The sequence below is a fragment of the Collinsella sp. AF15-51 genome (genome assembly GCF_003462845.1).
Classification (GTDB): domain Bacteria; phylum Actinomycetota; class Coriobacteriia; order Coriobacteriales; family Coriobacteriaceae; genus Collinsella.
Map to the genome: position 1 here is coordinate 1 of NZ_QRYG01000008.1, position 25,150 is coordinate 25,150.

At 58.8% G+C, this 25,150-nt stretch carries 17 protein-coding genes; 13 read left to right on the forward strand and 4 right to left on the reverse strand.

Going from position 1 to position 25,150, the window contains the following annotated elements:
• Positions 1 to 225: 225 nt before the first annotated feature.
• Genes coaE through uvrB form a run of 3 tightly spaced genes read left to right on the forward strand, consistent with a single transcriptional unit; the run spans position 226 to position 3,733 of the window.
• Positions 226 to 867 (forward strand): dephospho-CoA kinase, encoded by a 642-nt coding sequence (gene coaE, locus DWW51_RS05185; protein WP_117564883.1) that lies wholly within the window; start codon positions 226 to 228, stop codon positions 865 to 867.
• Complete coding sequence (locus DWW51_RS05190; RefSeq protein WP_089573603.1) at positions 860 to 1,441, forward strand: lytic transglycosylase domain-containing protein; 582 nt, start codon at positions 860 to 862, stop codon at positions 1,439 to 1,441. Before coaE ends, DWW51_RS05190 begins: the two co-directional genes overlap by 8 nt.
• A gap of 51 nt (positions 1,442 to 1,492) precedes the next feature.
• The gene (gene uvrB, locus DWW51_RS05195; RefSeq protein WP_117773748.1) at positions 1,493 to 3,733 is read left to right on the forward strand and encodes an excinuclease ABC subunit UvrB; all 2,241 of its coding nucleotides are present in this window, start codon (positions 1,493 to 1,495) and stop codon (positions 3,731 to 3,733) included.
• Between the two features lie 65 nt (positions 3,734 to 3,798).
• Here uvrB and DWW51_RS05200 read toward each other — a convergent pair whose 3' ends face one another.
• The 4 genes from DWW51_RS05200 to DWW51_RS05215 all read right to left on the reverse strand — a co-directional run bounded on the left by DWW51_RS05200 (position 3,799) and on the right by DWW51_RS05215 (position 9,921).
• Positions 3,799 to 5,439 (reverse strand): NAD(P)/FAD-dependent oxidoreductase, encoded by a 1,641-nt coding sequence (locus DWW51_RS05200; RefSeq protein ID WP_117655644.1) that lies wholly within the window; start codon positions 5,437 to 5,439, stop codon positions 3,799 to 3,801.
• 80 nt (positions 5,440 to 5,519) lie between these two features.
• The gene (locus DWW51_RS05205; protein WP_117773749.1) at positions 5,520 to 6,791 is read right to left on the reverse strand and encodes an NAD(P)/FAD-dependent oxidoreductase; all 1,272 of its coding nucleotides are present in this window, start codon (positions 6,789 to 6,791) and stop codon (positions 5,520 to 5,522) included.
• On the reverse strand, positions 6,792 to 7,622 hold the full coding sequence (locus DWW51_RS05210) for an Mrp/NBP35 family ATP-binding protein (RefSeq protein WP_117773750.1): 831 nt from the start codon (positions 7,620 to 7,622) through the stop codon (positions 6,792 to 6,794).
• Positions 7,623 to 7,767: 145 nt separating this feature from the next.
• Positions 7,768 to 9,921, reverse strand: coding sequence for an alkaline phosphatase family protein (locus tag DWW51_RS05215; protein ID WP_197032181.1), 2,154 nt, complete (start codon positions 9,919 to 9,921; stop codon positions 7,768 to 7,770).
• 193 nt (positions 9,922 to 10,114) lie between these two features.
• Here DWW51_RS05215 and uvrA point away from each other — a divergent pair, with 193 nt between their 5' ends.
• The 10 genes from uvrA (at position 10,115) to DWW51_RS05265 (ending at position 25,102) form a co-directional block, all read left to right on the forward strand.
• Positions 10,115 to 12,994 (forward strand): excinuclease ABC subunit UvrA, encoded by a 2,880-nt coding sequence (uvrA, locus tag DWW51_RS05220; protein ID WP_099431427.1) that lies wholly within the window; start codon positions 10,115 to 10,117, stop codon positions 12,992 to 12,994.
• A gap of 132 nt (positions 12,995 to 13,126) precedes the next feature.
• On the forward strand, positions 13,127 to 13,627 hold the full coding sequence (gene ybaK, locus DWW51_RS05225; protein WP_089573609.1) for a Cys-tRNA(Pro) deacylase: 501 nt from the start codon (positions 13,127 to 13,129) through the stop codon (positions 13,625 to 13,627).
• A gap of 105 nt (positions 13,628 to 13,732) precedes the next feature.
• A complete protein-coding gene (gene murJ, locus DWW51_RS05230; protein ID WP_117773752.1) occupies positions 13,733 to 15,313 on the forward strand; it encodes a murein biosynthesis integral membrane protein MurJ in 1,581 nt (526 codons plus the stop codon).
• 6 nt (positions 15,314 to 15,319) lie between these two features.
• On the forward strand, positions 15,320 to 17,260 hold the full coding sequence (uvrC, locus tag DWW51_RS05235) for an excinuclease ABC subunit UvrC (protein WP_369832564.1): 1,941 nt from the start codon (positions 15,320 to 15,322) through the stop codon (positions 17,258 to 17,260).
• Between the two features lie 365 nt (positions 17,261 to 17,625).
• A complete protein-coding gene (locus DWW51_RS05240; protein WP_117647497.1) occupies positions 17,626 to 19,239 on the forward strand; it encodes an ABC transporter substrate-binding protein in 1,614 nt (537 codons plus the stop codon).
• Positions 19,240 to 19,396: 157 nt separating this feature from the next.
• Complete coding sequence (locus tag DWW51_RS05245; protein WP_055251823.1) at positions 19,397 to 20,353, forward strand: ABC transporter permease; 957 nt, start codon at positions 19,397 to 19,399, stop codon at positions 20,351 to 20,353.
• A gap of 3 nt (positions 20,354 to 20,356) precedes the next feature.
• Positions 20,357 to 22,372 carry a dipeptide/oligopeptide/nickel ABC transporter permease/ATP-binding protein gene (locus tag DWW51_RS05250; protein WP_117735806.1) on the forward strand — a complete coding sequence of 672 codons (2,016 nt, stop codon included), beginning with the start codon at positions 20,357 to 20,359 and terminating at the stop codon, positions 22,370 to 22,372.
• Positions 22,373 to 23,200: an ABC transporter ATP-binding protein gene (locus DWW51_RS05255; RefSeq protein WP_006236159.1), complete on the forward strand. Its 828-nt coding sequence runs from the start codon at positions 22,373 to 22,375 to the stop codon at positions 23,198 to 23,200.
• Positions 23,201 to 23,280: 80 nt separating this feature from the next.
• Entirely contained in the window at positions 23,281 to 24,258 is a 978-nt protein-coding gene (locus DWW51_RS05260) for an acetylxylan esterase (RefSeq protein ID WP_117773754.1), read from the forward strand.
• Positions 24,251 to 25,102, forward strand: a complete 852-nt coding sequence (locus DWW51_RS05265) for an acetylxylan esterase (protein WP_117773755.1) — start codon at positions 24,251 to 24,253, stop codon at positions 25,100 to 25,102. Before DWW51_RS05260 ends, DWW51_RS05265 begins: the two co-directional genes overlap by 8 nt.
• The last annotated feature ends 48 nt before the right edge of the window (positions 25,103 to 25,150 follow it).

Consider the following 25,150-nt stretch of genomic DNA (forward strand, 5'->3'; position numbering starts at 1 on the left):
CCAGCCCGTGGGAGGCCAGGGCGCCGCTGACCGGTGGACGGCACCGAGCCGTCTGATGACTTGAAGAAGGGGGAGGCCTCGCGGCCTCCCCCTTTTTTGCGTTTTATAAAGAGCTGTAATACAAGAACTCGCCTTCTTTTAGCTTGTCTTACTGTTTGGCTGTATTTTGAGTCCTTCTTTTGTATTTGCGCGATAATAACTCCCATTGGCGTTAGGGAGGACTTGATGTTTACCGTTTTTGTCTTGGGCAATATTGCTTCGGGTAAGTCGACTGCCTGCCGCTATCTCGAATCTCATGGCGCCATGCTTATCGATCTGGACGAGCTTGCCAAATCGCTGTATGTGCCAGGCTCCGATATCGTCAATGCCCTCGCGGAAGAATTTGGCTGGGATATTTTGGATGAGGAGGGCGGCATTCGCCGCAGCATCCTCGCTTCTCGAGCTTTCGCTTCTCCTGATTCGGTCGCACGGCTCAATGGCCTTGTGCACCCCGTTCTCATTGAACAGCTTTCGCTTAGGATTCTCGATCCGGTTTGTTGTACGGTTTCGTCCCCCCGTTATCCCTTTGCGGTTGTCGAGGTTTCTGCCCCGACTGGTTTTGAGGATGCTTTTGGCCTGGCTGATGAAATTCTGGTTATCAGTGCTCCTTTGGCAGTTCGTCGCGAGCGTGCCATTCATCGTGGTATGGAGTCCTCTGATTTTGATGCTCGCTCTGCATGCCAACCTGATGAGGCTTCGCTTTGCAATCTCGCTACGACGGTAATCGATAATGCGGGAGGCGATAATTCGCTCTTTGAACAACTGGACGCATGGCTTGTGCGCCATGGCTTCGGGGATGTAACGGATAAGGAGGAGGCCGATGCCTAAGACACGTTTCTTTACGTGGTATCGCGTTGCGCCACTTGCCGTTGTGCTCGTCTTCGGCTTTATTTCGCTCGTCTACTCGTATGCTCCTGCCGCCTTCTTTAAGCCTTTGTATCCAATTGACTACGAGGCGTATGTAAAGCAATCGAGCATTTCGCACAATCTTGATCCATATCTGGTGTGTGCTGTCATAAAGTCGGAATCGAATTGGGATCCCGAGGCTGAGTCGAATCAAGGCGCTCGGGGATTGATGCAGCTGATGCCCGAGACTGCCCAGGATATGATTGCCAAGGGTCTTGTCGATGGTAGCGAGTATTCCGCCGACAACCTTAACGATCCCGCTACGAACATCGAGTTTGGCTGTGCGTATCTTTCGTATCTTCTAACGTATTTTAACGGGTCGACTGACAGCGCCATTGCCGCCTATAACGCCGGCATGGGCAATGTCGACGGATGGGCGCAGCAGAGCACGTCGCTTCATAATGCAATCACCTTTCCCGAGACGCAGGCGTATCTGATTCGTGTCAATAATGCCTGGGTTCGCTACAAGACCCTCTATCCCGATCGGTTCGTATAGGACTATGCCTGCCGCCTGCGTATACTGCAGATATATGAGTTAGGAGTATCCATGGCGGAATTTGAAGTTGAGCGTGTTGGAGGAGAGCTCAAACGTTTTGGCGTTGAGGGCTCTGAGGTGCCGTTTGAGGTCGTGTCTCCCTATGAGCCTGCAGGTTCTCAGCCTAAGGCCATTGAGTCGCTTGTGCAGGGTGTGAGGGACGGAGATCGCTATCAGGTTTTGCTGGGCGTGACTGGTTCGGGCAAGACCTTCACGATGGCTAAGACTATTGAGGCCCTGGGGAAGCCGACGCTGGTCATGGCTCCCAATAAAACGCTCGCCGCTCAGCTTGCGAGCGAGCTCAAAGAGTTCTTTCCCAACAACGCTGTGGTCTACTTTGTCTCGTACTACGACTACTATCAGCCCGAGGCGTATGTGCCGCAAAGCGATACATATATCGAGAAAGACTCCTCGATTAACGAAGAGGTCGAGATGCTGCGCCATCAGGCGACCGCGTCACTGCTCTCTCGACGCGATGTGATCGTTGTCGCATCGGTCTCGTGTATCTATGGCATTGGCTCTCCTGAGGACTATGCGGGTCTGGCTCCAAACGTCGACAAGAAGGTGCCGCTCGAGCGCGATGACTTTATCCATGCACTTATCGACATTCAATATGATCGCAATGACTATGACCTAGCGCGCGGCACGTTCCGCGTGCGCGGCGATGTTGTCGACGTGTATCCGCCTTATGCCGAGCATCCGTTGCGGTTTGAGTTCTTTGGCGACGAGGTTGAGCTTATTGCCGAGATCGATGAGGTTACCGGTGAGATGCTTCGTGAGTACGAGGCCATCCCCGTATGGCCGGCATCGCACTACGTGACCGAGAAGCCGAAGGTCAAGGCGGCTCTGAAATCAATCAGTGAAGAGTGCGAGAAGCGTGTGGCCGAGCTCAAGGCGACCGACAAGTTGCTCGAGGCACAGCGTCTGCAGCAGCGCACCGACTATGATCTCGAGATGCTCGAGACCATGGGTTTTTGTAACGGTATCGAGAACTACTCGCGTCATCTGGACGGTCGAAAACCGGGCGAGCCGCCGTTTACCCTGATCGATTACTTCCCTAAGGACATGCTCTGCATCATCGATGAGAGCCATGTGACGGTGCCGCAGATTCGCGGCATGCACGAAGGTGACCGCTCGCGTAAGGTGACGCTGGTGGAACACGGTTTTCGCCTTCCTTCGGCACTCGATAACCGCCCGCTTCGTTTCGATGAGTTTGAGGCAAGGATCCCCCAGTTCATCTACGTTTCGGCCACGCCGGGCGACTACGAGCTGCGGGTGAGCCAGAACGATGTTGAGCAGATTATTCGTCCGACCGGCCTGCTCGATCCCAAGATCGATGTGCGTCCGGTTCGCGGTCAGATTGACGATCTTGAGGACGAGATTCGCGAGCGCGTTGCCCGCAAGGAGCGCGTGCTGGTGACCACGTTGACCAAGCGCATGGCCGAGGACCTGACCGACCATCTGCTTGATGCGGGCATTAAGGTCAATTACATGCATTCTGATACGGCGACAATGGACCGTGTCGAGATCCTGCGAACGCTGCGCGAGGGCAAGATCGATGTTCTCGTTGGCATCAACCTGCTTCGCGAGGGCTTGGATCTTCCCGAGGTCTCACTGGTGGCAATTCTCGATGCCGATAAGGAAGGCTTCTTGCGCAACCGCCGTTCGCTGATTCAGACGATTGGCCGCGCGGCCCGTAACGCCGATGGCGAAGTCATCATGTATGCTGACGTTGTGACCGATTCGATGAAAGAGGCCATCGAGGAGACGCAGCGCCGTCGCGAGATTCAGATGGCATATAACGAAGAGCATGGCATTGTGCCCAAGACGGTGCGCAAGGCCATCAACGACATCTCAAGTTTTATTGCCGAGGCCGAAAAAACCGTGGGTTCCAAGGGACGCTCGAAGGGCGACTCTCTTGGCCATGGCGCATTCTATACGCCCGATGAGTCGGGCGAGGGTGGCGTGCCGGAAACGGTGGCGCCCGAGCAGACACTTGCGGAGCAGTTGGAAGAACTGCCGCATGACGAGCTCGTGCGGATCGTCGAAACCATGGAAGAGGATATGCGTAACGCTTCTGCCGCCATGGACTTTGAGGAGGCGGCGCACCTGCGCGATGCCGTCGTTCAGATTCGGGCGATGCTCGAGGGTGCGTCTGAGGACGAGACGATCGAGCGCTTACGTTCGCAGGCTCGCAAGGGTTCCACGTTCGCATCGGGCAGAAAACGCCAGGGTGCACGGTTTAAGAAATAGCGAACATGCCCCGAGTTCCCTGCGGAGCTCGGGGCATGCGTCTTTTGCGCGCTGGAATTCGTGCGTTAGAGGTCTGCGATCAGGGCTTCGGCACAACGGATGCCGTCGGTGGCGGCGCTCATGATGCCGCCGGCATATCCAGCTCCCTCACCGCAAGGGTAGAGGCCCGGGGTCGACACGGCATGGCATGTTCGGTCTCGGGTGACGGTGACCGGTGAGCTCGAGCGAGTCTCCACGCCGGTAAGGACAGCATCGGAGCGGTCGTAGCCTCGTAGCTTTTTTCCAAGTAGGGGAAGTCCCAGGCGGAGCGACTCGACGATATGCTGCGGCAGGGCTTCGTCAATTGCCGTCCAGGTCACACCGAGCGGATAGGTGGGCTTTACCTTTCCGGGCGCCTTGCTGGCGCGTCCTGCGAGGAAATCTCCGACGAGCTGTGCCGGTGCGTTCCAGTTGGAACCGCCCAGGCGGTAGGCGGCCGCCTCGCAGGCGCGCTGGAGCTCGATGCCGGCGAGTGGGTCATCGTTGGGAAGGTCCTCAGGCGTGACGTTAACGAGCAGGGCGGCATTTGCGTTGCGTCCGTCGCGGGCATTGAGACTGGCGCCGTTGACGCACAAGTGGCCCTGCTCGGAAGAGGCGGCGACAACCTGCCCGCCGGGACACATGCAAAACGAGAACACGCTGCGGCCGTTGGGAAGATGGGCGACGAGCTTGTAGGGGGCTGCTCCGAGGGCAGGATGTCCCGCCGAGGCTCCGAATTGGGCTCGGTCGATGTCGCGCTGCGGATGCTCGATGCGAACGCCCATGGCAAAGGTCTTTTGTGCGAGGACCACGTTGTGGTCCTTAAGGAGCTCAAAAATATCGCGAGCAGAATGCCCGCAGGCGAGGATGAGGTGCTTTGTCTCGATTGGCTCGCAAGCGGTGTCTTGGGACGATTGGACATCAATACCGGTGATGGCGCCAGACGCGTCGATGCGAATGTCGACGAGCTTCGTTCGATAACGGACGACACCTCCGAGCTGCTCGATGCGCTGGGATATAGCGGTGACGACCGTGGGAAGGATGTCGGAGCCAATGTGCGGCTTGGCATCCCACAGAATATCGCGGGGCGCACCCGCCTCGACGAAGGTTTCGAGGATAAGGCGATGGGCGGGATTTTTGGTTCCCGTATTGAGCTTGCCGTCCGAGAAGGTCCCCGCGCCGCCCAGGCCAAACTGGATATTGCTCTCGGGGTCGAGGATGCGCTCCTTTAGAAAGAGGTCGATCGCCTGCGAGCGGCGAAATGCCGGGTCGCCGCGCTCGATGAGCAAGGGCTTAAGACCTGCTTCGGCGAGCGTAAGCGCAGCGAAAAGGCCGGCGCATCCGGCGCCGACAACGACAGGGCGTTCTTGAGGTACGTCGGAGGCGGGGGAGGGGAATGAAGGCTCATCGTCTTCTATCGCGCGTACGCGCGAGCGGTCACGCTCGGCAACGCTGTCGACCGCTTCTCGCTCGAGGTGGGGACTAGTCAGCTCAACACGAAAGCTCAGGATAAAATGGACGTCTCGTTTTTTGCGAGCGTCGATTGACTTGCGGTGGAGCTCGATGGACTTGATCTCGGAGTCCTTGCAACGTAGGACGCGCTTGGCGACTCGCTTGCCAACAATGAGACAGGCATTTTCATCGTCGGCTTCATCGAGCGACGCGTTGACTTGGGTGATTTCGATCATCGAGGTCTCCTTAGAGGCAAGAAAGAGGCCGTCCGGTATCCCAGACGGCCCGAATGCGTTTTTGATTATAGACTGCGCGGCTACAGGCTGCTTGCAGCGCGAATGCCCGAGAGCCAGGCCCACGCAAGGTTAAAGCCTCCGCAATCGGCGTCGATGTCGAGCGCTTCGCCGCAGACGTAAAGCGGGGCGTCGACAACGCTGCGCGCGCGTAGACTGGGTGTTGAGATGCTCTCGACAGATACGCCACCACGCGTGACCTGCGCCGAGCGCTCATCGGTCGTCCCCTCGGCAAACAGCTTAAAGTGCTTGAGGATCGAGACCAGATGGATGACATCGTTGGAGCCTGGATGGCACTGCTCGAACGCTGTGCAGACGACGCGGGAGAGTTGCGGGGCGAGCATGCCGTCGAGCCAACGGGGATCGCGGGGTGAAAAGCGGCCGAGCAGTTCAACGCGTCGGTTGAGCGTATCGAGCAGCTCGTCTTTGGAGAGGTCGGGGAAAACGTCGAGCAGGATCGTATCGCCGTGCTGGATACGACGAGAGAGGTTGAAGACAGCGACGCCCGAGATACCGAAGGTTCGAAACAGCACTTCACCGTCTTCGTGCCAGAGCTCATTATGATTGCGGGCGAGCGTCAAGCAGGCGCGGACGCGCAGGCCGTCCAACGTCTTGAGTGCCGCTCGATCGCCAACGACCGTTGCCGATACGGGGCAGAGGATGGGGCGCAGCGAAGTGAGGGGAAGGCGAAACGTATCGGCGATACCGGTGGGGTTGCCGCCCGTAGCGATAATTACGGCATGTGCCTGCAGGGCCTCGTTCTTGCGAGGGACATCGGCGAGCGCCTTCCGAAGCGAGCGGAGCTCCGATTTTCGGTCGTCGTGCTTTTTTGCCTTGAGCGCCCGCGCTGGACGGTCTATTTGGAGTGCCCAGCCTTCAGAAGCTTTGTACGCCGAGGCAACGTTGGCTCCGCAGATTAAGGTGATACCTAGGCGGTCGCAAGCGTTGAGAAGTGCGTCGCGCACCGATTCGGCGCGAAGGGAGCGCGGGTACAGCCGGCCTTCCTCGGAGGTTGTCATGATGCCCAGCGAGGAGAAGAAACCCATAAGCTCTTGTTCGGGCTGGGGGCCCATGACGGATTCGACGAATGCGGGGTGGTTATACCGCTGAGGATCAATCGATTCGTTGGAGAGGTTGCAACGGCCGTTACCGGTCGCAAGGAGCTTGAGGCCGCAGGCGACATCGCGCTCAACGATGCAGACGCTTTTGCCAGCGCGTGCGGCCGTAATGGCGGCGGCGAGGCCTGAAGCCCCGCCGCCGATTACCAAGACGTCATAGAGGGCGCTCGCGTTCACTTAGGCCTCGTCGGTCTCGTGCGGGGTAATAGCCTCGACGGCAGAGACTGCCTTGGGCAACATGCCATCGGGCAGCGCGGTCTCGACCTCGCCCTTATCGCAGGCCTCGGCGAGTGCCGGATTAATGGGAAGCTGGCCCAAGATGTCGAGGTTATAGCGCTCTGCGACCTCGGGGAGCTTGCTCTTGCCAAAGACCTCGATCTTCTTGCCGCAGTCGGGGCACTCAATATAGCTCATGTTCTCGACAATGCCCAGAATGGGGACGTTCATCTTCTCGGCCATGTTGACCGCCTTGGCGACGATCATCGAGACCAGATCCTGCGGGCTCGTGACGATGACGATGCCGTCGACCGGCAGCGACTGGAAGACGGTGAGCGCGACGTCGCCTGTTCCCGGAGGCATGTCGACCAGCAGGTAGTCGATGGGGCCCCACGAGGTCTCGCTCCAGAACTGCCTAATGGCGCCTGCGATGACCGGACCGCGCCAAAGGACGGGGTCGGTCTCGTTTTGGAGCAGCAGGTTGGAGCTCATGACCTTGACGCCGTGCCCGGAGATTTCGGGCAGCATAAGGTTGCCAAGGGCATGGACGTGGCGTCCGCTCATACCGAACATCTTGGGGATAGAGGGACCGGTGATGTCGGCATCGAGGACGCCGACCTTGTGGCCGTGACGGGCAAGCTCGGTGGCGATGGCGCCGGTGACAAACGACTTGCCGACACCGCCCTTGCCGGAAAGCACGGCGATGACGCGCTTGACCTCGGACAGCGTGTTCTCCTCAAATTGCGATGGCGACGTTTGTCCGCCGGCGGCCTGTGCGTGTTCGCAACCCATGTATGACTCCTTTGTATATGCTGGGGCCGGGGCCCCGCGATGTGACACGAGCGTCATTGTACCCTCGTTTGCGAGCGGGAGTCATTTGCGATGCATTTGGGCCGAGTGCGCTTGCAATATGATGGGCCCAAGCGAATGGGCGGGCTTACTGAACTTTGCTGGCGAACTCGAGGTACTGCATGCGCTGCAGCTTGTCGATCGTCGAGGCGAATGGGCTGTCTTCCGATTCCAAGTCGTAGCGCAGCCCGTCGGCACCGAGATAGCCGGCGACATTGATGGTGGGCACATCTGACCTTGTCGCAAGCAGGGCCTTTTGGTAATTGGTGAGCGGGGCGCCGATCTTATTAAGGGTAATGGCTGCAATCTCGTTTGCCCCGACGGTGTCGTAGACGTTGAGCTCGGTATTGCCGGCGATCTCATAGTTAGCCCAGACGAGATATGTCGACTGATAGATACGGAAAGCGTGGCTTGCCGTATCTTCCTGAGGGTACAGCTCGTCGTTGAGAGTCGTTGCGGCGCTCGGCTGATGGTCGCCAAAAAAGACAAGAACAACCGGTCTGCCGATATTGCGGAGCTCGTTGATAAAGTAATCGAGGTCCCGGTCGGATGCGTTGATGCAGGTGAGATAGGTGTTGAGCGCGCTGTTGGCGCCTTCGCTGGCTCCCTCGACCCAATAGTTTGTCAGCTCTTCGGCGGGAACGGTGCCATAGTCGTAGCCGCCGTGATTTTGCATCGTGACGTCAAAGATGAACTGCGGGGCTTCGTCGGTTCTAAGCAGGTCGAGTATCTTGTCGTAGGTGGCGTAGTCGCATACGCCGGCATGGTAATAGGGCGCACCTTCGAAATCGCCGATTGAAAGAAAGTCTCCAAAGCCCAGCTGCTGATAGATTTTATCTCGATGGTAGTTGACGGGGTTTTGCGGGTGCATAGCGGTGGCGGTATACCCAAGCTCTTTAAGGTTCTTTGCCAGGCTGTTGACGCCATTCATCTGATACAGCTGATAGGGGATTTTGCCTAATCCGACAAAGGCCGTTGTCGCTCCGGTCAAAAATTCGAATTCGGAGTTAGCCGTTCCGCCACCGGCGACCGAAGCGAGCATGGTGCCGCGAACAAGTGTGTCGGGAAGCGAGTTGTAGAATGCGGGGCCGTTGTACCCGGCCGTCTGGAGCTGCTCAAAGCACGAAAGGTCGCTAAAACTCTCATTCATGACGGCAACAATCGTCGGCTTGATTTCATTGAACTGGGCAACGGCCGCCGCGCGCTGCTCGCTCGAGCCATATGTGCTGTCGTAGGCGGCGGCGAGCTCCTGCTCGATGCTCTGCGCCTCATCGGGCGTATAGTCTTCGGGCTTCTCAATGGGCAACTCGTTGACCATTTCGGTGAACGAAGTGATAAAACCCTGAGACGCATACGTGGTGATGGGCTGCCAACGGTCAAATCCAAAATCCAGCGCCTGCTCCAAGTCGATGTTGGAAAAGCCTGAGAGCCCCACAACGGTCACTAGCAGAAAAGCACAGAGGTTAGCGGCGATAGCGGGGAAGACATGGGTGGGCGTACGGAGCTTTCGCGGTCGGATGAGCGAAAGAAGCCCCAGGGAAATCTCCAGCAGGGCGAGAGAGGTTACGATTCCGGCGGTAAAGGTAAACTCGTATCCCTCGCTCACTTCCATTGCGGTGCCAAGGGCCAAGATATCGCTTGGCAGGATGGCTTCGCCTTTAAACGTTATGACGAAGTGCTCGGCAATGCCAAGGATGCAGCAGACGACGGGCACGAGAGCCATGACGCCTCCATGACGCTGTCCCAGCAAATAAAGGGAGAGCAGAACCGTCGCGAGCAGCCCGACGGAAAACCCGAATGAGTTGGCGGGAATGCGATAGAACGTTTCGTTGCAGGCAATTTCGAGTGAAACGAACGAGAGCGCTGAAACAGCGGCGATGACAAGGATGTCACGGCAAATACAGGCAACCGTTCCCGTCGCAAGGTCGGTTTGGTCGATAAGTCCCGAAACCAAGGGCTCGACAAGAAGCATGACGGCGGCAGCACCGAGCGCCGAATAAGAAAGGACCCATAGGGAGCTGCCCTCATTTACGAGCAATTGATTCGTAACCCATGCAGCTACCACGCCGAGCGGGATGAGGAGCGTCGCGCACCAAAAGACGCGGGCAATGGGTGGCTTTTCGTTGCGTTTGATTGAAAAATACACGCGCACGACGACGGCGGCCACGATAAGGACGGCGATGAATATGGGCAGATTGGCCATGTCGCTCGAAGTGATTTCAAGGGGGATATCTTCGGTCATGGACGTTCCTCTGGTACAGCAAATTAAGTTCAGTATTAGATTACTGTAACCTTTCCACGGCATTTCGAGAAACAAAGCGCCCGATACGCAAAGCTAAAGGTCTGCGAATCTTGTATTACGAACATCTGTGCGCGTCGAGTGCGCTAAACTCATCGGCAGTATGATTCGATGCAATAGGAGGCAAGGAGCTTCCATGTCTGATTCTTCTATCGTTATTCGCGGCGCTCGTGAGCACAACCTCCGTGATATCGATGTTTCCATTCCGCGTGACCAACTCGTGGTCATTACCGGTCTTTCTGGCTCGGGCAAGAGTTCGCTGGCATTCGACACTATCTATGCCGAGGGCCAGCGTCGATACGTCGAGAGCCTTTCGAGTTATGCGCGCCAGTTCTTGGGCCAGATGGACAAACCCGACTTGGATTCAATCGACGGCCTTTCGCCGGCTGTCTCAATTGATCAAAAGACGACATCCAAGAACCCGCGCTCGACGGTTGGCACCGTAACCGAGATTTATGACTATCTGCGCCTGCTGTTCGCCCGTGTGGGCACCCCGCACTGTCCCGAATGTGGCCGTGTCATTGAGCGTCAGACGACCGATCAGGTTGCCGACAAGGTCTTGGCGGCGGGGGAGGGCCGCCGCGCGTTTGTGCTAGCACCGGTGGTACGCGGGCGAAAAGGCGAGTACACCAAACTGTTTGAGGACCTTCGCGCCGAGGGCTTTAGCCGCGTGCGTGTCGACGGTGAAGTGCGCTCGCTCGACGATCCGATCGATCTGGACAAGAAGTTCAAGCACGATATCGAGGTCGTGGTCGATCGCATCGTGATCCGTGAGAACTCTCTGGGCCGTATCGCCGAGTCTGTTGAGCAGGCGACCGCGCTGGCGCACGGCAATGTGAACGTATACTTGCTGCCCGACCGCGACGCTCCCGAGGGGACCGAAGGCGAGTTGCTGGAGTATTCGCTGGCGTTAGCGTGCCCGGAGCATGGGCACTCCATCGATGACCTGCAGCCGCGTGATTTCTCGTTCAACGCGCCCTATGGCGCGTGCCCAGAGTGCGATGGCCTGGGCTTTAAGAAGACGGTCGATGCCGAGGCCCTAATCGAAGACCCCTCGAAGTCGATCGCCGACGGGGTCTTTGGCAGCCTGTTTGGCAACTCTAACTACTATCCGCAGATTTTCGCTGCGGTCTGCAAACACTTTAAGGTGAGCGTCGATACGCCGTGGGAGGATCTGCCTCCGCGGGTGCGTCGCGCGTTTTTAGACGGCATGGGCGACCAGAAGATTTCGGTCGACTATCAAAAGCTCGATGGGCGCCGCAGCCAGTGGGACACCAAGTTCTCGGGCGTGCGCAATATCCTGTACGAGCGCTATACCGAGACGACGAATGAGAACACCAAGGCGCGCTTGGAGAAGTACATCCGCGAGGAGCCGTGCTCGAGCTGCCACGGCGCTCGTTTGCGCCCCGAGATGCTCGCTGTTACCGTAGGCGGTAAGTCCATTTACGAGGTCTGCTGCCTATCGTGCCGCGAGTCGCTCGAGTTTTTTGAGGGCTTGGAGCTTACCGAGCGCCAACAATTTATCGGCGGGCGCATCGTCAAGGAAATCCTGGAGCGCTTGCGTTTTCTGGTCGATGTCGGACTCGACTATCTGACTCTCGATCGTGCCTCGGCGACGCTTTCCGGAGGCGAGGCCCAGCGCATTCGCCTGGCAACGCAGATCGGCGCCGGCCTCATGGGTGTCCTGTACATTTTGGACGAGCCATCGATTGGCCTCCATCAGCGCGATAACGAGCGCCTGATCAAGACGCTTGAGCGCCTACGCGATATCGGCAATACCGTCATCGTCGTCGAGCATGATGAGGATACGATTCGTGCTGCCGACTATGTGATCGACATGGGCCCCGGCGCGGGCGTGAACGGCGGACACGTGGTCGCCGCGGGAACGCCTGCCGATATCATGGCGTGCCCCGATTCGATGACGGGTGCCTACCTGACCGGCAAGCGAATGATTCGGGTTCCCGATGAACGCCGCAAGCCCGGTCGCGGCTGCCTTAAGATCACGGGCGCCCGCGCCAACAACCTCAAAAACGTTACCGCCAAGATCGAGTTTGGTACGCTTACGGTCGTTACCGGCGTGTCGGGATCGGGTAAGAGCTCCCTGGTTACCGACACCATCGCACCTGCCCTTACGAATGCCATTCACCGTTCGACGCGCCCTGTGGGTCCGTATAAGAAAATCGAGGGCATCGAGTGTATCGATAAGGTTATCGATATCGACCAGTCGCCGATTGGCCGCACGCCGCGTTCCAACCCTGCTACGTACATTGGCCTGTGGGATGATCTTCGCGCGCTGTTTGCGAGTACGCCGGAGTCGAAGGCGCGTGGCTACTCGCCGGGACGTTTCTCCTTTAACGTGAGCGGCGGTCGCTGCGAAGCATGCAAGGGCGACGGACAAATTAAGATCGAGATGCACTTCCTTCCCGATATCTATGTCCCCTGTGAGGTCTGCGGCGGCAAACGCTATAACCGCGAGACGCTTGAGGTCACCTACCGTGGTAAGACCATCTCGGACGTGCTCGACATGAGCGTCACCGAGGCACTGGCCTTCTTTGGGAATATCCCGCAGATTAAGCGCAAGCTCCAGACGCTGTACGATGTAGGCTTGGGCTACGTGAGCCTGGGCCAGCCCGCCACGACGCTCTCGGGCGGCGAGGCGCAGCGTGTGAAGCTCGCCAAGGAGCTTCATCGACGCCAGACGGGCAAGACGTTCTATATTTTGGATGAGCCGACGACCGGCCTTCATTTTGAGGACGTCCGCCAGCTGCTCGATGTGCTGCAGCGCTTGGTCGATGCGGGCAACACGGTGCTGGTGATTGAACACAACCTTGATGTTATCAAGGTTGCCGACCGCCTGATCGATATGGGCCCCGAGGGCGGTAACGGCGGCGGAACCGTCGTGGTTTCGGGCACACCGGAGCAGGTTGCGGACTGTCCGCAGAGTTATACGGGCAAGTTTTTGGCGCCGTTGCTCAGGCGTGACCGGGAGCGTCAGGCTCAACTTGATGCTCAATAAATAGGCGATTCAGTTTATGGGCGCCATCGACTCCTTGTGATTCGATGGCGCTTGCTGTGTCGAAGTGACGTATGCAGCCGAATTGGACATATACTTAATCCTTGCGTCCGAATGCGAGGGAAAGGATATGCCATGGCAAAGGCTGTAAAGACGCCAAAAACCAATGCGATGCGCGAGCTGGAAAGCGCCGGCATTTCCTATGTTCTACATACGTACGAAGACGATGGTGATGAGTCGGCGGGCCTGGGGGTCGCGATTTCGGAGCAGCTTGGCGAGGAGCCCGGACAAGGATTTAAGACCTTGGTCTGCGTGACGCCGTCCAACGACCACGTCGTGTGCTGCATCCCTGTTGCCGACGAGCTCGATCTAAAGTCCGCCGCGCGTGCCGCGGGGGAGAAGTCCTTGGCCATGATGCATGTGAAGGATTTGCTTGCGGCGACTGGCTACGTTCGCGGCGGCTGCAGTCCGGTCGGTATGAAAAAACGCTACCGGACGCTCATTGATGAGACATGTGTCCTTTGGGATACCATTTTTATTTCGGGAGGCAAGCGTGGTTATCAGCTTGAGCTTGCACCCGATGATTTAATTGCATTTTGCGGGGCGACGGTCGCCCCGATTACGAGAGAGGACTGAGCGATGCCGCAGGAAGAATTGAAGTGCGGAGCTCATTTTGCAAAAGAATCTGCGCCTCAGACACCCTCATCCGAAGCTTCTTCGTCGCGAGATGGCACTGATGATATGGGCTCGTCGGACTACTCCACGGTTGGTCGTTCCGCCGGGCTTATGACCATCCTGACCATCGTGTCTCGCGTCACCGGCTTTATCCGCACATGGGCAATGGCGGCCGCTATCGGCATGTCGCTGCTCTCGTCCTCCTATCAGGTCGCCAACAACCTGCCCAATATGCTCTACGAACTCGTGATGGGCGGCATGCTCGTGACGGCGTTTTTGCCCGTGTACATGGGCGTGAGGCGTGAGCAGGGTCGCGAGGCCTCGAACGAGTACGTGGGCAACCTGCTCGGTATTCTGCTATTGGTGCTGGGTGGCATTTCGTTGCTGGGGACCGTGTTCGCTCCGGGCTTTATTTGGACGCAATCGTTCCTTTCGGGTGACGGCGGCAGCATGGATACCGCTGCGTTCATGTTCCGTTTCTTCGCCATCCAGATTCTGTTTTATGGTTTGGGCTCGGTGTTCTCGGGCGTTCTCAACGCACACCGCGACTACTTCTGGTCGACGTTTGCCCCGGTCCTCAACAATGTGATCGTCATTGCGAGCTTTATGGGCTTTGCGCCCGTGTCCGCACAGTTTGGCGAACGTGCCGGCATCATCTTGATTGCGGCCGGTACGACCCTCGGTGTCTTTGTTCAGATGGCTTGTCAGATCCCCGCGCTTGGCAAGCACGGCGTGCATCCCCATATCCATATCGACTTTAAGGACCCCGCACTGCTCCAGACGATTGCGCTCGGTATCCCGACGCTGCTCGCTACGGTGTGCATGTTTGTCTCGACTTCTATCACGAACGCTGCCGCGCTGGTGGTCCAGCCCGAGACCGGTCCTTCCGTCATCGCCTATGCGCGCCTGTGGTACACGCTGCCCTACGCGCTGATTGCCGCCTCGCTTTCGACGGCGCTCTATACCGAGCTCTCTCACGACGCACAGGAGAAGGATTACGACAGCGTTCGCACGGGCATTTCGCGTGGCGTCGCCCAGATGCTGTTCTTCCTGGTTCCGTTCGCGCTGTACCTGATTGTCTTCGCGCGTCCGCTCAACATGATCTACTGCGCTGGCAAGTTCGATGAGTCCGGTGTGGCGCTGGTGTCCGAGTTCCTTGTCTACCTGGCGTTCTCGCTGCCGCTCTACGGCGTGGTCGTGCTGATGCAGAAGAGCTTCTCTGCCTTGCTCGACATGAAGCCCTATAGCCGCTATTGCCTGTATTCCGCCATCGGCCAGGCCGGCTCGGTTCTGCTGTTTGGCGTTGTGCTGGGCTTCGGTATGCCGGCAATCGCGCTTTCGTATGTCGTCGACTACGTGATCTTGGTCGGCTGTTCGCTGTGGTGGCTGCGTCGCCGCCTGCGTGGTCTTCAGGTTAAATCCATCCTGCATGGCGGTTTCTTTGGCCTTTTGCTCGGTGGCCTGGGTGCTGCCGCAGGCGCCGGCGTCATGTGGGCGCTTGAACGCTTTGTCGGGGCACTTGGCGGCTCGATTCTGATTACTCTTGGCTACGTTTGCGTTGCGGGTGTCGTCTCGCTTGCTGTTACCTTTGGCCTTGCCGTCATCCTTAAGATGCCCGAGGTCTCGGCGCTGCTTCGTCGCAAGTAGGTGCGCGTGGCCGGTCACGACAACATTCCAACGCTTGCCGAGCAGGTTTCGCGCGTTCCCACGCAGCCCGGCTGCTACCTTTGGAAAGACGCCAAGGGCGATGTCATCTACGTGGGCAAGGCGAAAAACCTGCGCGCTCGTATGCGTCAGTACGTGACGCTGCAGGACGAGCGCCAGAAGATCCCGCTTATGATGCAGCTGGTGGCGAGCTTTGACTATATCGTGGTGGAGACCGAGCACGAGGCGTTGGTGCTCGAGCGCAATTTGATTGGTCAGTACCATCCGTACTTTAACGTCGACCTCAAGGATGACAAGAGCTACCCCTTTATCGCCATTACAAAGGGCGACCTGTATCCCGCTATCAAATACACGCGTGAGCGTCATAAGCCGGGAACGCGCTATTTTGGACCTTATACCGATAGCCGCGCGGCACGTGAGACGATAGATACGCTGCGCAAGGTTATCCCCATCTGCTCCGCATCCTGTGCGGAGTGGCGTCGTTGTCGCCGTATCGTCGAGTCCCACAAGGGCGAGGAAGACATCGTCAATATGATTTGCGCGCAAAACGGGCGCCCCTGCTTTGACTACCATGTCGGGCGCGGCCCGGGTGTGTGTGTCGGCGCGATTTCCCCGGCAGACTATGCCAAGAACGTCAAGCGTGTCGAGCGCTTTTTGTCGGGCCATCGCAAGGATGTCGTCGATGAGCTGACCTCCGAGATGACGGATGCCGCTGAGGCGCTCGACTTTGAGCGCGCGGCACGCGTCAAACGTCGTTTGGAGGTCATCAGGGGTCTGGACGATCGTCAGCAAGTCGTTTTTCCCTCCAGTGTCGATATAGATGTCATCGGTTTCTATCGCGAGGAGACCATCTCCGCCGCTTGCGTCTTCGTCGTTCGCGAGGGCCGAACAGTTCGCACCTGCGAGTTCATTCTCGACAAGGGTCTTGATGCTGACGAGGAAGAGCTCCAGTCGGGCTTTCTTAAGCGCTATTACGACGAGACGGCTGATATTCCAGCTGAGGTCAACCTTTCCGTCGAGCTTGAGGATGCGGAGGCGCTGGGGGAGTGGCTTGCGGGCAAGCGTGAGCGTTCCTGCCATCTCCATAGGCCGCAGCGTGGCGAAAAGCACCGTCTGCTCGATATGGCATCCAAAAATGCGCGCCATGCTCTCATGCGCTACATGATGCGAACGGGGTACGCTGACGACCGCACCAATCAAGCGCTCCTGGAGCTCGAAAGTGCGTTGGCGCTGCCATCGCCGCCGTTGCGTATCGAGTGCTTCGATATCTCTACACTGCATGGCACCTTTACGGTCGCCTCGATGGTGGTGTTTACCAACGGGCGCGCCGACAAGAGTCAGTATCGTCGTTTTAAAATTCAGGCCGAATTGGACGAGGCAAACGACTTCGTGTCGATGTCCGAGGTTTTGGGACGACGTTATGCTCCCGAGCGTATGGCCGACGAGCGCTTTGGCTCGCGCCCCGATTTGCTCGTTGTCGATGGCGGTAAGCCGCAATTGACCGCTGCGATCAAGCAACTTGAGGCTCTTGGGCTCGATATACCAGTTTGTGGCTTGGCAAAGGCCGATGAGGAGGTTTTCGTGCCTTGGGACGAGACTCCAGTCGTGCTGCCGACCGGGTCCGCGTCGCTCTATCTAATTAAACAGGTGCGCGATGAATCGCACCGTTTTGCCATCACGTTCCATCGCGAATTGCGCGATAAAGCCATGACGGTTTCGGTACTCGATGACGTTCCAGGCGTGGGACCCACCAGAAAACGTGCCCTTATGCGCCATTTTGGCTCGATGAAGCGTTTGCGCGCGGCGAGCGAGCAAGAGATCGCGGAAGTTCGAGGCGTTCCTGCCGATGTCGCCAAAGCGGTTCACGAGGCGCTCGTTGCATGGAATGCCGAGCGCGCCGAGGCGGCGGCAAAGCAATCCGAAAACTAAACACGCCTCTAAACAACTGATATACATGATTGCGTGATTTTCAATCATTTATTTCACGGCGATTACCAGCCGATTTCGGGTTTAATTAACGCTAAAACGTTTGACTAACCATGGTGAACAACACTGCTATCCTGCGGGTTGACGAAGACTGATATCTCACCTCGTCGATACATACTGTCTGTCGAATCATTTGTCAATGAATTCGGCGAACGGTAGTAAATACCGTTCAAGCGGATGTATGTATCGGTCGCCGAGCGCGGCACCTCACTTGGGTTCGTCGGTAGGTAAGGTATATATCGTCCGCAAGTTGCGCGGGGGCACGTCTAGGTGCTCCCGGGTAAGATTCTCTATTGATAGGAGAAGACATGGCCATCATCAACAAGGGTATGTCCAGGCGTTCGTTCCTCGGCCTCACCGGCAGCGTCGCTGCTGTCGCAGGGCTTGGTCTCACCGGCTGCGGTGGCAGCTCTAGCGACGAGGGTTCCGCTTCCGGTTCCACCGATTCCGCCAACCGTGGCGGCGGCGTGATCACCGCTGGTTCCGCTTACGCTCCGTCCAGCTTCGATCCCGCCAGCACCGGCTCCGCTGTGGGCCTGGGTGCTAACTGGCACGTCGTCGAGGGCCTCTACGGCATCGATTACCACGACTACAGCACCTTCAACGAGCTCGCCACCGACGATCCCAAGTCTGTGGACGACACCACTTTCGAGGTCACCATCCGCAAGGGCGCCAAGTTCTCCGATGGCACCGAGGTCACCGCTGACGATGTCGTCGCTTCCTACACCGCTTGCGCCGCTTCTGCTACGTATGCTCCGTTCTTCCAGCCCTTCGAGTCCATCGAGGCCAAGGACGCCAGCACCGTGACGGTCAAGACCAAGGTCCCCAACTTCTCCCTGCTCAAGGATCGTCTGGCCATCGTCCGCGTTACCCCGGCCACCCAGACCGAGGAGGATCGCGCCAAGCAGCCGATCGGCTCCGGCCCCTGGATGTACGACTCTATCTCCGATACCGAGATCACCCTGGTTCCCAACCCCGAGTACAACGGTGAGTATGCTGCCGAGGATAAGAAGATCCAGTACAGCATCCTGACCGACCCCACCGCTCGCGTTACCGCTCAGCAGGAGGGCTCCACGCTCGTTATGGAGCTCGTTACCGCTGACGCCGTCGACCAGCTCGAGAGCGCCGGCTGCAAGATCGATAACGTTCAGGGTTTCGGCACCCGCTTCATCATGTTCAACGTCGCCAAGGAGCCTTGGAACAACGTCAAGGTCCGTCAGGCTGTCATGTATGCACTCGACACCGAGAAGATGGTCAGCAACACCTTCGCCGGCCTTGCCACCGCTGCCAGCTGCTACCTGCCCAAGAGCTTCACCAACTATCATGAGGCTTCCACGGTGTACAAGACCGACGCCAAGAAGGCCAAGAAGCTCATCGAGGAGTCTGGCATCACCCCGGGTGCCATCACCCTGCGCACCACCGACAACGAGCAGATCAAGGGCATGGCCGCCCAGGTCAAGAACGACCTCGACGCTCTCGGCTTCGATGTGACCATCCAGACCGATACCTCGCCGGCCACCTACGCTGCCATCGACGGCGGCGAGGCCTACGATATCCTCCTTGCCCCTGGCGATCCTTCCTGCTTCGGCGCCGACCCCGACCTGCTGCTTAACTGGTGGTACGGCGACAACGTCTGGATGCAGACCCGTTGCCCGTGGAAGGAGTCCGCTGAGTGGCAGAAGCTCCACAGTCTCATGGACGAGGCTCTTGCCGCCGAGGGCGACGAGCAGCAGAAGAAGTGGAACGAGTGCTTCGACATCATTGCCGACAACGCTGTTCTGTACCCCGTTGTCCACGTCAAGACCGTCTCCGCTTCCTGGGACGATCCGTCCACTGCGCCCAACGGCGAGGCCCTCGATGGCTTCAAGGGCATCGGCACGACGAGCATGTCCTTCAGGGGCGTCGCGACCGTCAAGGCGTAAGGCTCGCTTGAGTCTGTATGCAGGATGTCGGTCGTTGGGACCGTATCCTCATAGTTGAAACAAAGACCCGGGCGGCAACGATGTCGCTCGGGTCTTGTAATGAGTATCCGTACTCATATACCAGTTGGTCCTACCGACAAAAGAAAGGGGAGAGAACGTGAACAACTTGCTACGTTTGATTGGAAGGCGTCTCGTGGCGCTGCCGATCATGGCATTGGGCGTCACCGTCCTGGTGTTCTTCCTTATGTCGTTCTCCAAGACCGACCCCGCCTATACGGCGTTGGGTGACGGTGCCTCGCCCGAGGCGGTTGCCGAGTACCATGAGAAGTATGGTCTGGACGACCCCTGGCCCGTGCGCTACGTGCGCTACATGGGCGATCTGATCCATGGCGACATGGGCACCTATGGTGCTGCTCGCAACTCCGTTGCCAAGCGCATCTCCACTGCCCTGCCCGTCACGATGCAGCTGACCTTCATCGGTCTTGCCATCGGCGCGGTCGTTTCGTTTTTACTCGGCGTCATCGCGGCACTGTATCGCGATAAATGGCCGGACCAAGTGATCCGCGTCTTCTCCATCGCTGGCTTGGCAACCCCGTCGTTCTGGCTTGCCGTTCTGTTGATTCTGCTGTTCTCTTCCTACCTTAAGGTGCTTCCGGCGTCCGGTGCTCTGCCTCACTTCACCACCAACCCGGCTGGCTATCTGGGACGTATGATCATGCCCGCCATTGCTCTTGCCTTCCCGCTGACGGGTCAGATGACTCGTATCGTGCGTACGGCCATGGTCGAGGAGCTCGACAAGGACTATGTCCGTATGGCTCGCGGCGCCGGCGTTCCCGAGAAGGTCGTCGTCGGCATCAACGTACTTCGCAATGCGCTGATCACCCCGGTCACCACCCTCGGTCTTAAGATCGGTTACCTCATGGGCGGCGCCGTCGTCATCGAGGTTATCTTCAACCTCCCCGGCATGGGCACCGCGATCCTGCAGGGCGTTCAGGGCAACGAGGCGAACCTGGTTCAGGGCGTCGTCATCGTCGTTGCTCTTGCCTTCATCATCATCAACATCGTGGTTGACATGCTCTACCTGCTCATCAACCCGCGCATCAGGACGGTGTAGATTATGGTAAAGATTCGAGAGAAGCAAACCGAGCAGCTCGAGAAGGCTGCCTCCAAGGGGCTCAAGCTCGGTGGCTGGAAGAAGATGACGCTGTCTTCTAAGATTGCCGCCGTCGTGCTGGCGCTGGTCGCCCTGACCGCGATTCTGGCGCCCCTTCTTGCCCCCTATAGCCCGGTCGAGATCTTTACGGCTCGCCAGGCTCCCGGCAACGGATTTATCTTCGGTACCGACGATAAGGGTCGCGACATTCTGTCGCGCATGCTCTACGGTGGTCGTTACTCGCTGATTATCGGCTTTGGCGCCACTGCCATGGCTCTGGTCTGCGGCTCGGTCGTGGGCGCCCTCGCGGCGGTTTCGCGCAAGGCCGTTTCCGAGACGATCATGCGTATCCTGGACATCATCATGTCCATCCCGGGTATCGCCCTCGCGGCCGTCTTCGTCTCCATCCTGGGCAACTCCGTGCCGTCGATCATTTTCGCCATCGGCTTTATGTACACTCCGCAGATTGCCCGTATCGTGCGCGCCAACATCGTGTCCGAGTACGGCGAGGACTATGTCCGCGCGGTCATCGTTTCCGGCGCCAAGGCTCCGTGGATTTTGATCAAGCATGTTCTGCGTAACTGCATCGCCCCGATCATGGTCTTCACCGTTACCCTGGTCGCCGACGCCATCATCTTCGAGGCCTCGCTGACCTTCATCGGCGCTGGTATCCAGGAGCCCACAGCTACCTGGGGCAACATCCTCGCCGACGCCCGCGGCGGCGTGCTCGCCGGCCGTTGGTGGCAGGCACTGTTCCCGGGCCTGGCCATCATGATCACCTGCCTGGCGCTCAACATCCTCTCCGAGGGCATTACCGACGCCATGGCCGCTGCTCCCTCCGCCGCCCTGGATCCGACCGATTCCTCCAAGCGTCGCGAGGCCGACCTGCTGGTCTCCGACCCCGTTCGCGCCTACAAGGAGCAGGCCCAGTCCCTCTCCGCTCGCCTTGGCGCCCTGCGCGATGTCGAGCTCAAGCGTGACGATCGCCATGTGCCTGACGAGTCTGTCGAACCGATTCTCTCGGTCCGTGACTTCTGCATTCAGTTTGAGCACCACGGCGATATCAACGTCGTCGACCATGTCAACTTTGACGTCCGTCCTGGTCAGACCATGGGCCTGGTGGGCGAGTCCGGTTGCGGCAAGTCCATCACCACGCTGGCCATCATGGGCCTGACCGACGATGACGAGCACCTTTCCGGCGAGGTCCTCTGGGAGGGCCGCGACCTGCTCAAGATGAGCAAGAAGGAGTGGTTCGGCCTGCGCGGTACCGATATCGCTATGGTCTATCAGGACGCCCTGTCCTCGCTCAACCCCTCCATGCTCATCTCTGCCCAGATGAAGCAGCTCACCAAGCGCGGCGGCACCCGCAGCGCCGAGGAACTCCTGGAGCTCGTGGGCCTCGACCCCAAGCGTACGCTCGAGAGCTACCCGCATGAGCTTTCCGGTGGCCAGCGTCAGCGTGTTCTGATCGCTATGGCCCTTACCCGCGACCCCAAGCTGGTCATCTGCGACGAGCCCACGACCGCTCTGGACGTTACCGTCCAGAAGCAGGTCATCAAGCTGCTCAACGACCTTCAGGCCAAGCTCGGCTTTGCCATGATCTTCGTCTCGCATGACCTGGCGCTGGTCGCCGAGGTCGCCCATAACATCACGGTTATGTATGCCGGTCAGGTTATCGAGCAGGCACCCACCAAGGAGCTGCTCACCAACCCGATTCACGAGTACACCCGCGGTCTTCTGGGTTCCGTTCTGTCCATCGAGAGCGGTTCGGGCCGCCTTCACCAGGTACCCGGCGCCGTTCCGAGCCCGCGCGATTTCCCCAAGGGCGATCGCTTCGCGCCCCGCTCGAGCCATCCGCGTATTGGCCTGGACACCCGTCCGGTCTTCAAGCGCGTGCCCGGCACCGAGCACTTCTATTCCGAGCTCCCCGACGAGGTGCTCAAGGCAAATGGTTTGACCCCTCACGCGGAGGTGATGTAGATGAGCGAGACCGCAGTCAACGGCGTCGAGCCGATCATCTTCCTTGATGACGTCCACGTCACCTTTAGGACCCGTACCGGCTCGATTCTGCACCCCAACCTGGTTCACGCCGTCCAGGGTGTAACGATTAAGCTCATGCCCGGTCAGACGATCGGCATCGTCGGCGAGTCCGGTTGCGGAAAGTCCACCACCGCCAACGTCATGTGCGGCCTGCAGGCCCCCACGAGCGGCAAGGTCTACTTTAAGGGCAAGGACGTTACCAAGCGTACCGCCGAGGACCGTCGCCACATGGGTCGCGTCATCTCGGTCGTGTTCCAGAACCCGGCCACGGCGCTCAACCCCCGCATGGTCGTTCGCGAGCAGCTGCTCGACCCCATGCGCGTCCACAACCTGGGTACCGAGGCCGAGCAGGAGAAGCGCGTCAAGGAACTCCTGGAGCTCACCGGTCTGCCCAGCTCCGCCGCCGAGGTTCTTCCCGGCCAGCTTTCGGGCGGCCAGCGCCAGCGCGTCGCAATTGCCCGTGCCCTGTCGCTGAACCCCGATGCCATCATCGCCGACGAGCCCACCTCGGCTCTGGACGTTTCGGTCCGCGCGCAGATTCTGAACCTGCTGACCGACCTTAAGAAGGAGCTCGGCCTGGCCATGGTGTTCATCAGCCATGACATCCAGACGGTCCGCTATATCTCTGACGACATCATCGTTATGAATGGCGGCAAGATCGTCGAGCAGGGCGAGGCCAAGCAGGTCTTCCAGCACCCCCAGGACCCCTACACCAAGATGCTGCTCGGCGCTGCGCCGTCGCTGCTGCATCCCAAGCTCGGCGAGTAGTCTCGCTTTCCCTCCCGTGCGCCCGGTTCCCTTGCCGGGCGCACCTCCGTTGCGATTTCGAAAGGTTGGGTTCACGAGCCATGCCAAGTGCTCAGGAGCTACAACAGCAATTTGGTGAATATCGAGGCGCTATGCCCCGTCCATCGGATTTCGATCTCTTTTGGAAGGACCGCATGGCCGAGGCCGACGCCGTCGGGCTTGACTATGCGATCGAGACGGCATCGGTCACCGATGCCGTGACCTGCCAGCTTTTCGACCTCTGGTATACCGGCATGTGTGGCGCTCGCCTGCATGCCAAGTACCTTAAACCCGTCTCGGATGAGCCCGTGCCGTTGGTACTTCAGTTCCATGGATATCCGGGTGCAAGCCGCAGCTGGTTTGAGCAGGCGTCGTTTGCGGGCATGGGCATGGCGCTCATCGCCCTCGACTGCCCCGGTCAAGGAGGTCCCTCCGAGGACATTGGTGGATTTGAGGGCACAACGGTCGCGGGCCATATCGTCGCCGGTATCGACGGCGACCCGGCCAACCTCTACTATGTCCGCTTGCACCAAGATATTCGCATCCTGTGCCGCATCGTTCGCGAGCTTGAGGGCATCGATCTTGCCCACGTATTTGTGAACGGCGCGTCGCAGGGAGGCGGTTTGGGCATTGCGACCTGTGCGCTCAATAGTGATTTGGTTGACCACGCGGCCATCCTCTATCCCTTCTTATCGGACTTCCGCCTGGTTTGGGATCTGGACGCCGACGATATTGCCTACGAGGGTCTGCGCTATTGGTCGCGTTGGTTTGACGAGGACTCGACTCGTATCGAGGAAGCCTATGCCAAGCTGGCGTACTTCGATTCCAAGAATTTTGCCCCCATGGTCAAGTGCCCCGTGCTGTTTGGCACGGGCACGGCTGATATCGTCTGTCCGCCGGCAACGCAGTTTGCGGTGTACAACAACCTGTCCTGCGATAAGCGTCATGAGTTCTTTGAGGGCTTTGGCCACGAGGAGATTCAGGATTTTGACGATCTGATCATTCCGTTTTTCTGTGAGGGAGGGGAGGCTCATGTCTAAGTGCGAGAGCAATGTTGACGAGCTGATAGTCCCCGGGCTCGTGGGAATTCCTGGAACGGTTTCATCAAGGCTTGCAGAATATCGGGACTGGCACGGCGATGTCCAACCAGATGTTTCTGATTTAGAGACATGCGCTTCGAATCTTGAGATTCAAGGCCTGGCCATTACGGCGATTGACTTTGTTAACCCCTGCGCTCGTTACTCGGAGGTTTCCTTTGAGCTCGGTGACGATGCGGTCCACGCTCGCTTGATTGAGCCTGTTGGTCGTGCCCGAGTATCTATGCGCGTGCCGCTGTGCCTGATGTTCCACGACATCGATCGGCCTGTGCGCGGCTGGCATCACATGACGAGATTTGCCGCCATGGGGTATGCCGTCCTCGCGCTGGATGACGATGTCGCTGGTGCGGACGACCTGCAGCGGGGGATTGCTTCGCCCGCTTTTGTCAAGCGCGTCCGTTGGGGTTGCGCGATGGCGAAGGTGGCGCGCAATCTTGATGGCATGGACCCCGACCGCATCTTTGCATGGGGCGAGGGTCTTGGCGGCGGAGTCGCGCTGGCGGTTTCTGCTCTGGACGAGCGGGGCCTCGCCTGCACGGCGGTTGCCAATCCGCTTCCTGGCGGCCTCGAGGCGCTGTCGTCTCGGGTGCACGGATCGGTGCTCATGGGCACATCGCTTATGGATACCGTGAGCGATCCCAAGGGCCAGTTTGCCGTATTCAACGGTCTTGAGTGTGACCGGAGGCATATCATCTATGCCAAATACGCTCATGAGCGCATCAATGCGTTCGAAAACGAAGTCGTCGACTTCTTTAACCAAACGTTCTACTCGTGTTCTTTGGCCTAGACGGCCTGGACACTGCCAGCAAGAGTGGGTGGCATAGGGCCGCCCGCC

Bases quoted from the DNA above. Each gene is read 5' to 3' on its own strand.
- DWW51_RS05200 (WP_117655644.1), bottom strand. From the start codon at position 5,439: ATGATCGAAATCACCCAAGTCAACGCGTCGCTCGATGAAGCCGACGAT.
- DWW51_RS05255 (WP_006236159.1), top strand. From the start codon at position 22,373: ATGAGCGAGACCGCAGTCAACGGCGTCGAGCCGATCATCTTCCTTGAT.
- uvrB (WP_117773748.1), top strand. From the start codon at position 1,493: ATGGCGGAATTTGAAGTTGAGCGTGTTGGAGGAGAGCTCAAACGTTTT.
- uvrA (WP_099431427.1), top strand. From the start codon at position 10,115: ATGTCTGATTCTTCTATCGTTATTCGCGGCGCTCGTGAGCACAACCTC.
- DWW51_RS05215 (WP_197032181.1), bottom strand. From the start codon at position 9,921: ATGACCGAAGATATCCCCCTTGAAATCACTTCGAGCGACATGGCCAAT.
- DWW51_RS05190 (WP_089573603.1), top strand. From the start codon at position 860: ATGCCTAAGACACGTTTCTTTACGTGGTATCGCGTTGCGCCACTTGCC.
- murJ (WP_117773752.1), top strand. From the start codon at position 13,733: ATGGGCTCGTCGGACTACTCCACGGTTGGTCGTTCCGCCGGGCTTATG.
- DWW51_RS05260 (WP_117773754.1), top strand. From the start codon at position 23,281: ATGCCAAGTGCTCAGGAGCTACAACAGCAATTTGGTGAATATCGAGGC.
- DWW51_RS05240 (WP_117647497.1), top strand. From the start codon at position 17,626: ATGGCCATCATCAACAAGGGTATGTCCAGGCGTTCGTTCCTCGGCCTC.
- DWW51_RS05210 (WP_117773750.1), bottom strand. From the start codon at position 7,622: ATGGGTTGCGAACACGCACAGGCCGCCGGCGGACAAACGTCGCCATCG.
- ybaK (WP_089573609.1), top strand. From the start codon at position 13,127: ATGGCAAAGGCTGTAAAGACGCCAAAAACCAATGCGATGCGCGAGCTG.
- DWW51_RS05250 (WP_117735806.1), top strand. From the start codon at position 20,357: ATGGTAAAGATTCGAGAGAAGCAAACCGAGCAGCTCGAGAAGGCTGCC.
- DWW51_RS05265 (WP_117773755.1), top strand. From the start codon at position 24,251: ATGTCTAAGTGCGAGAGCAATGTTGACGAGCTGATAGTCCCCGGGCTC.
- coaE (WP_117564883.1), top strand. From the start codon at position 226: ATGTTTACCGTTTTTGTCTTGGGCAATATTGCTTCGGGTAAGTCGACT.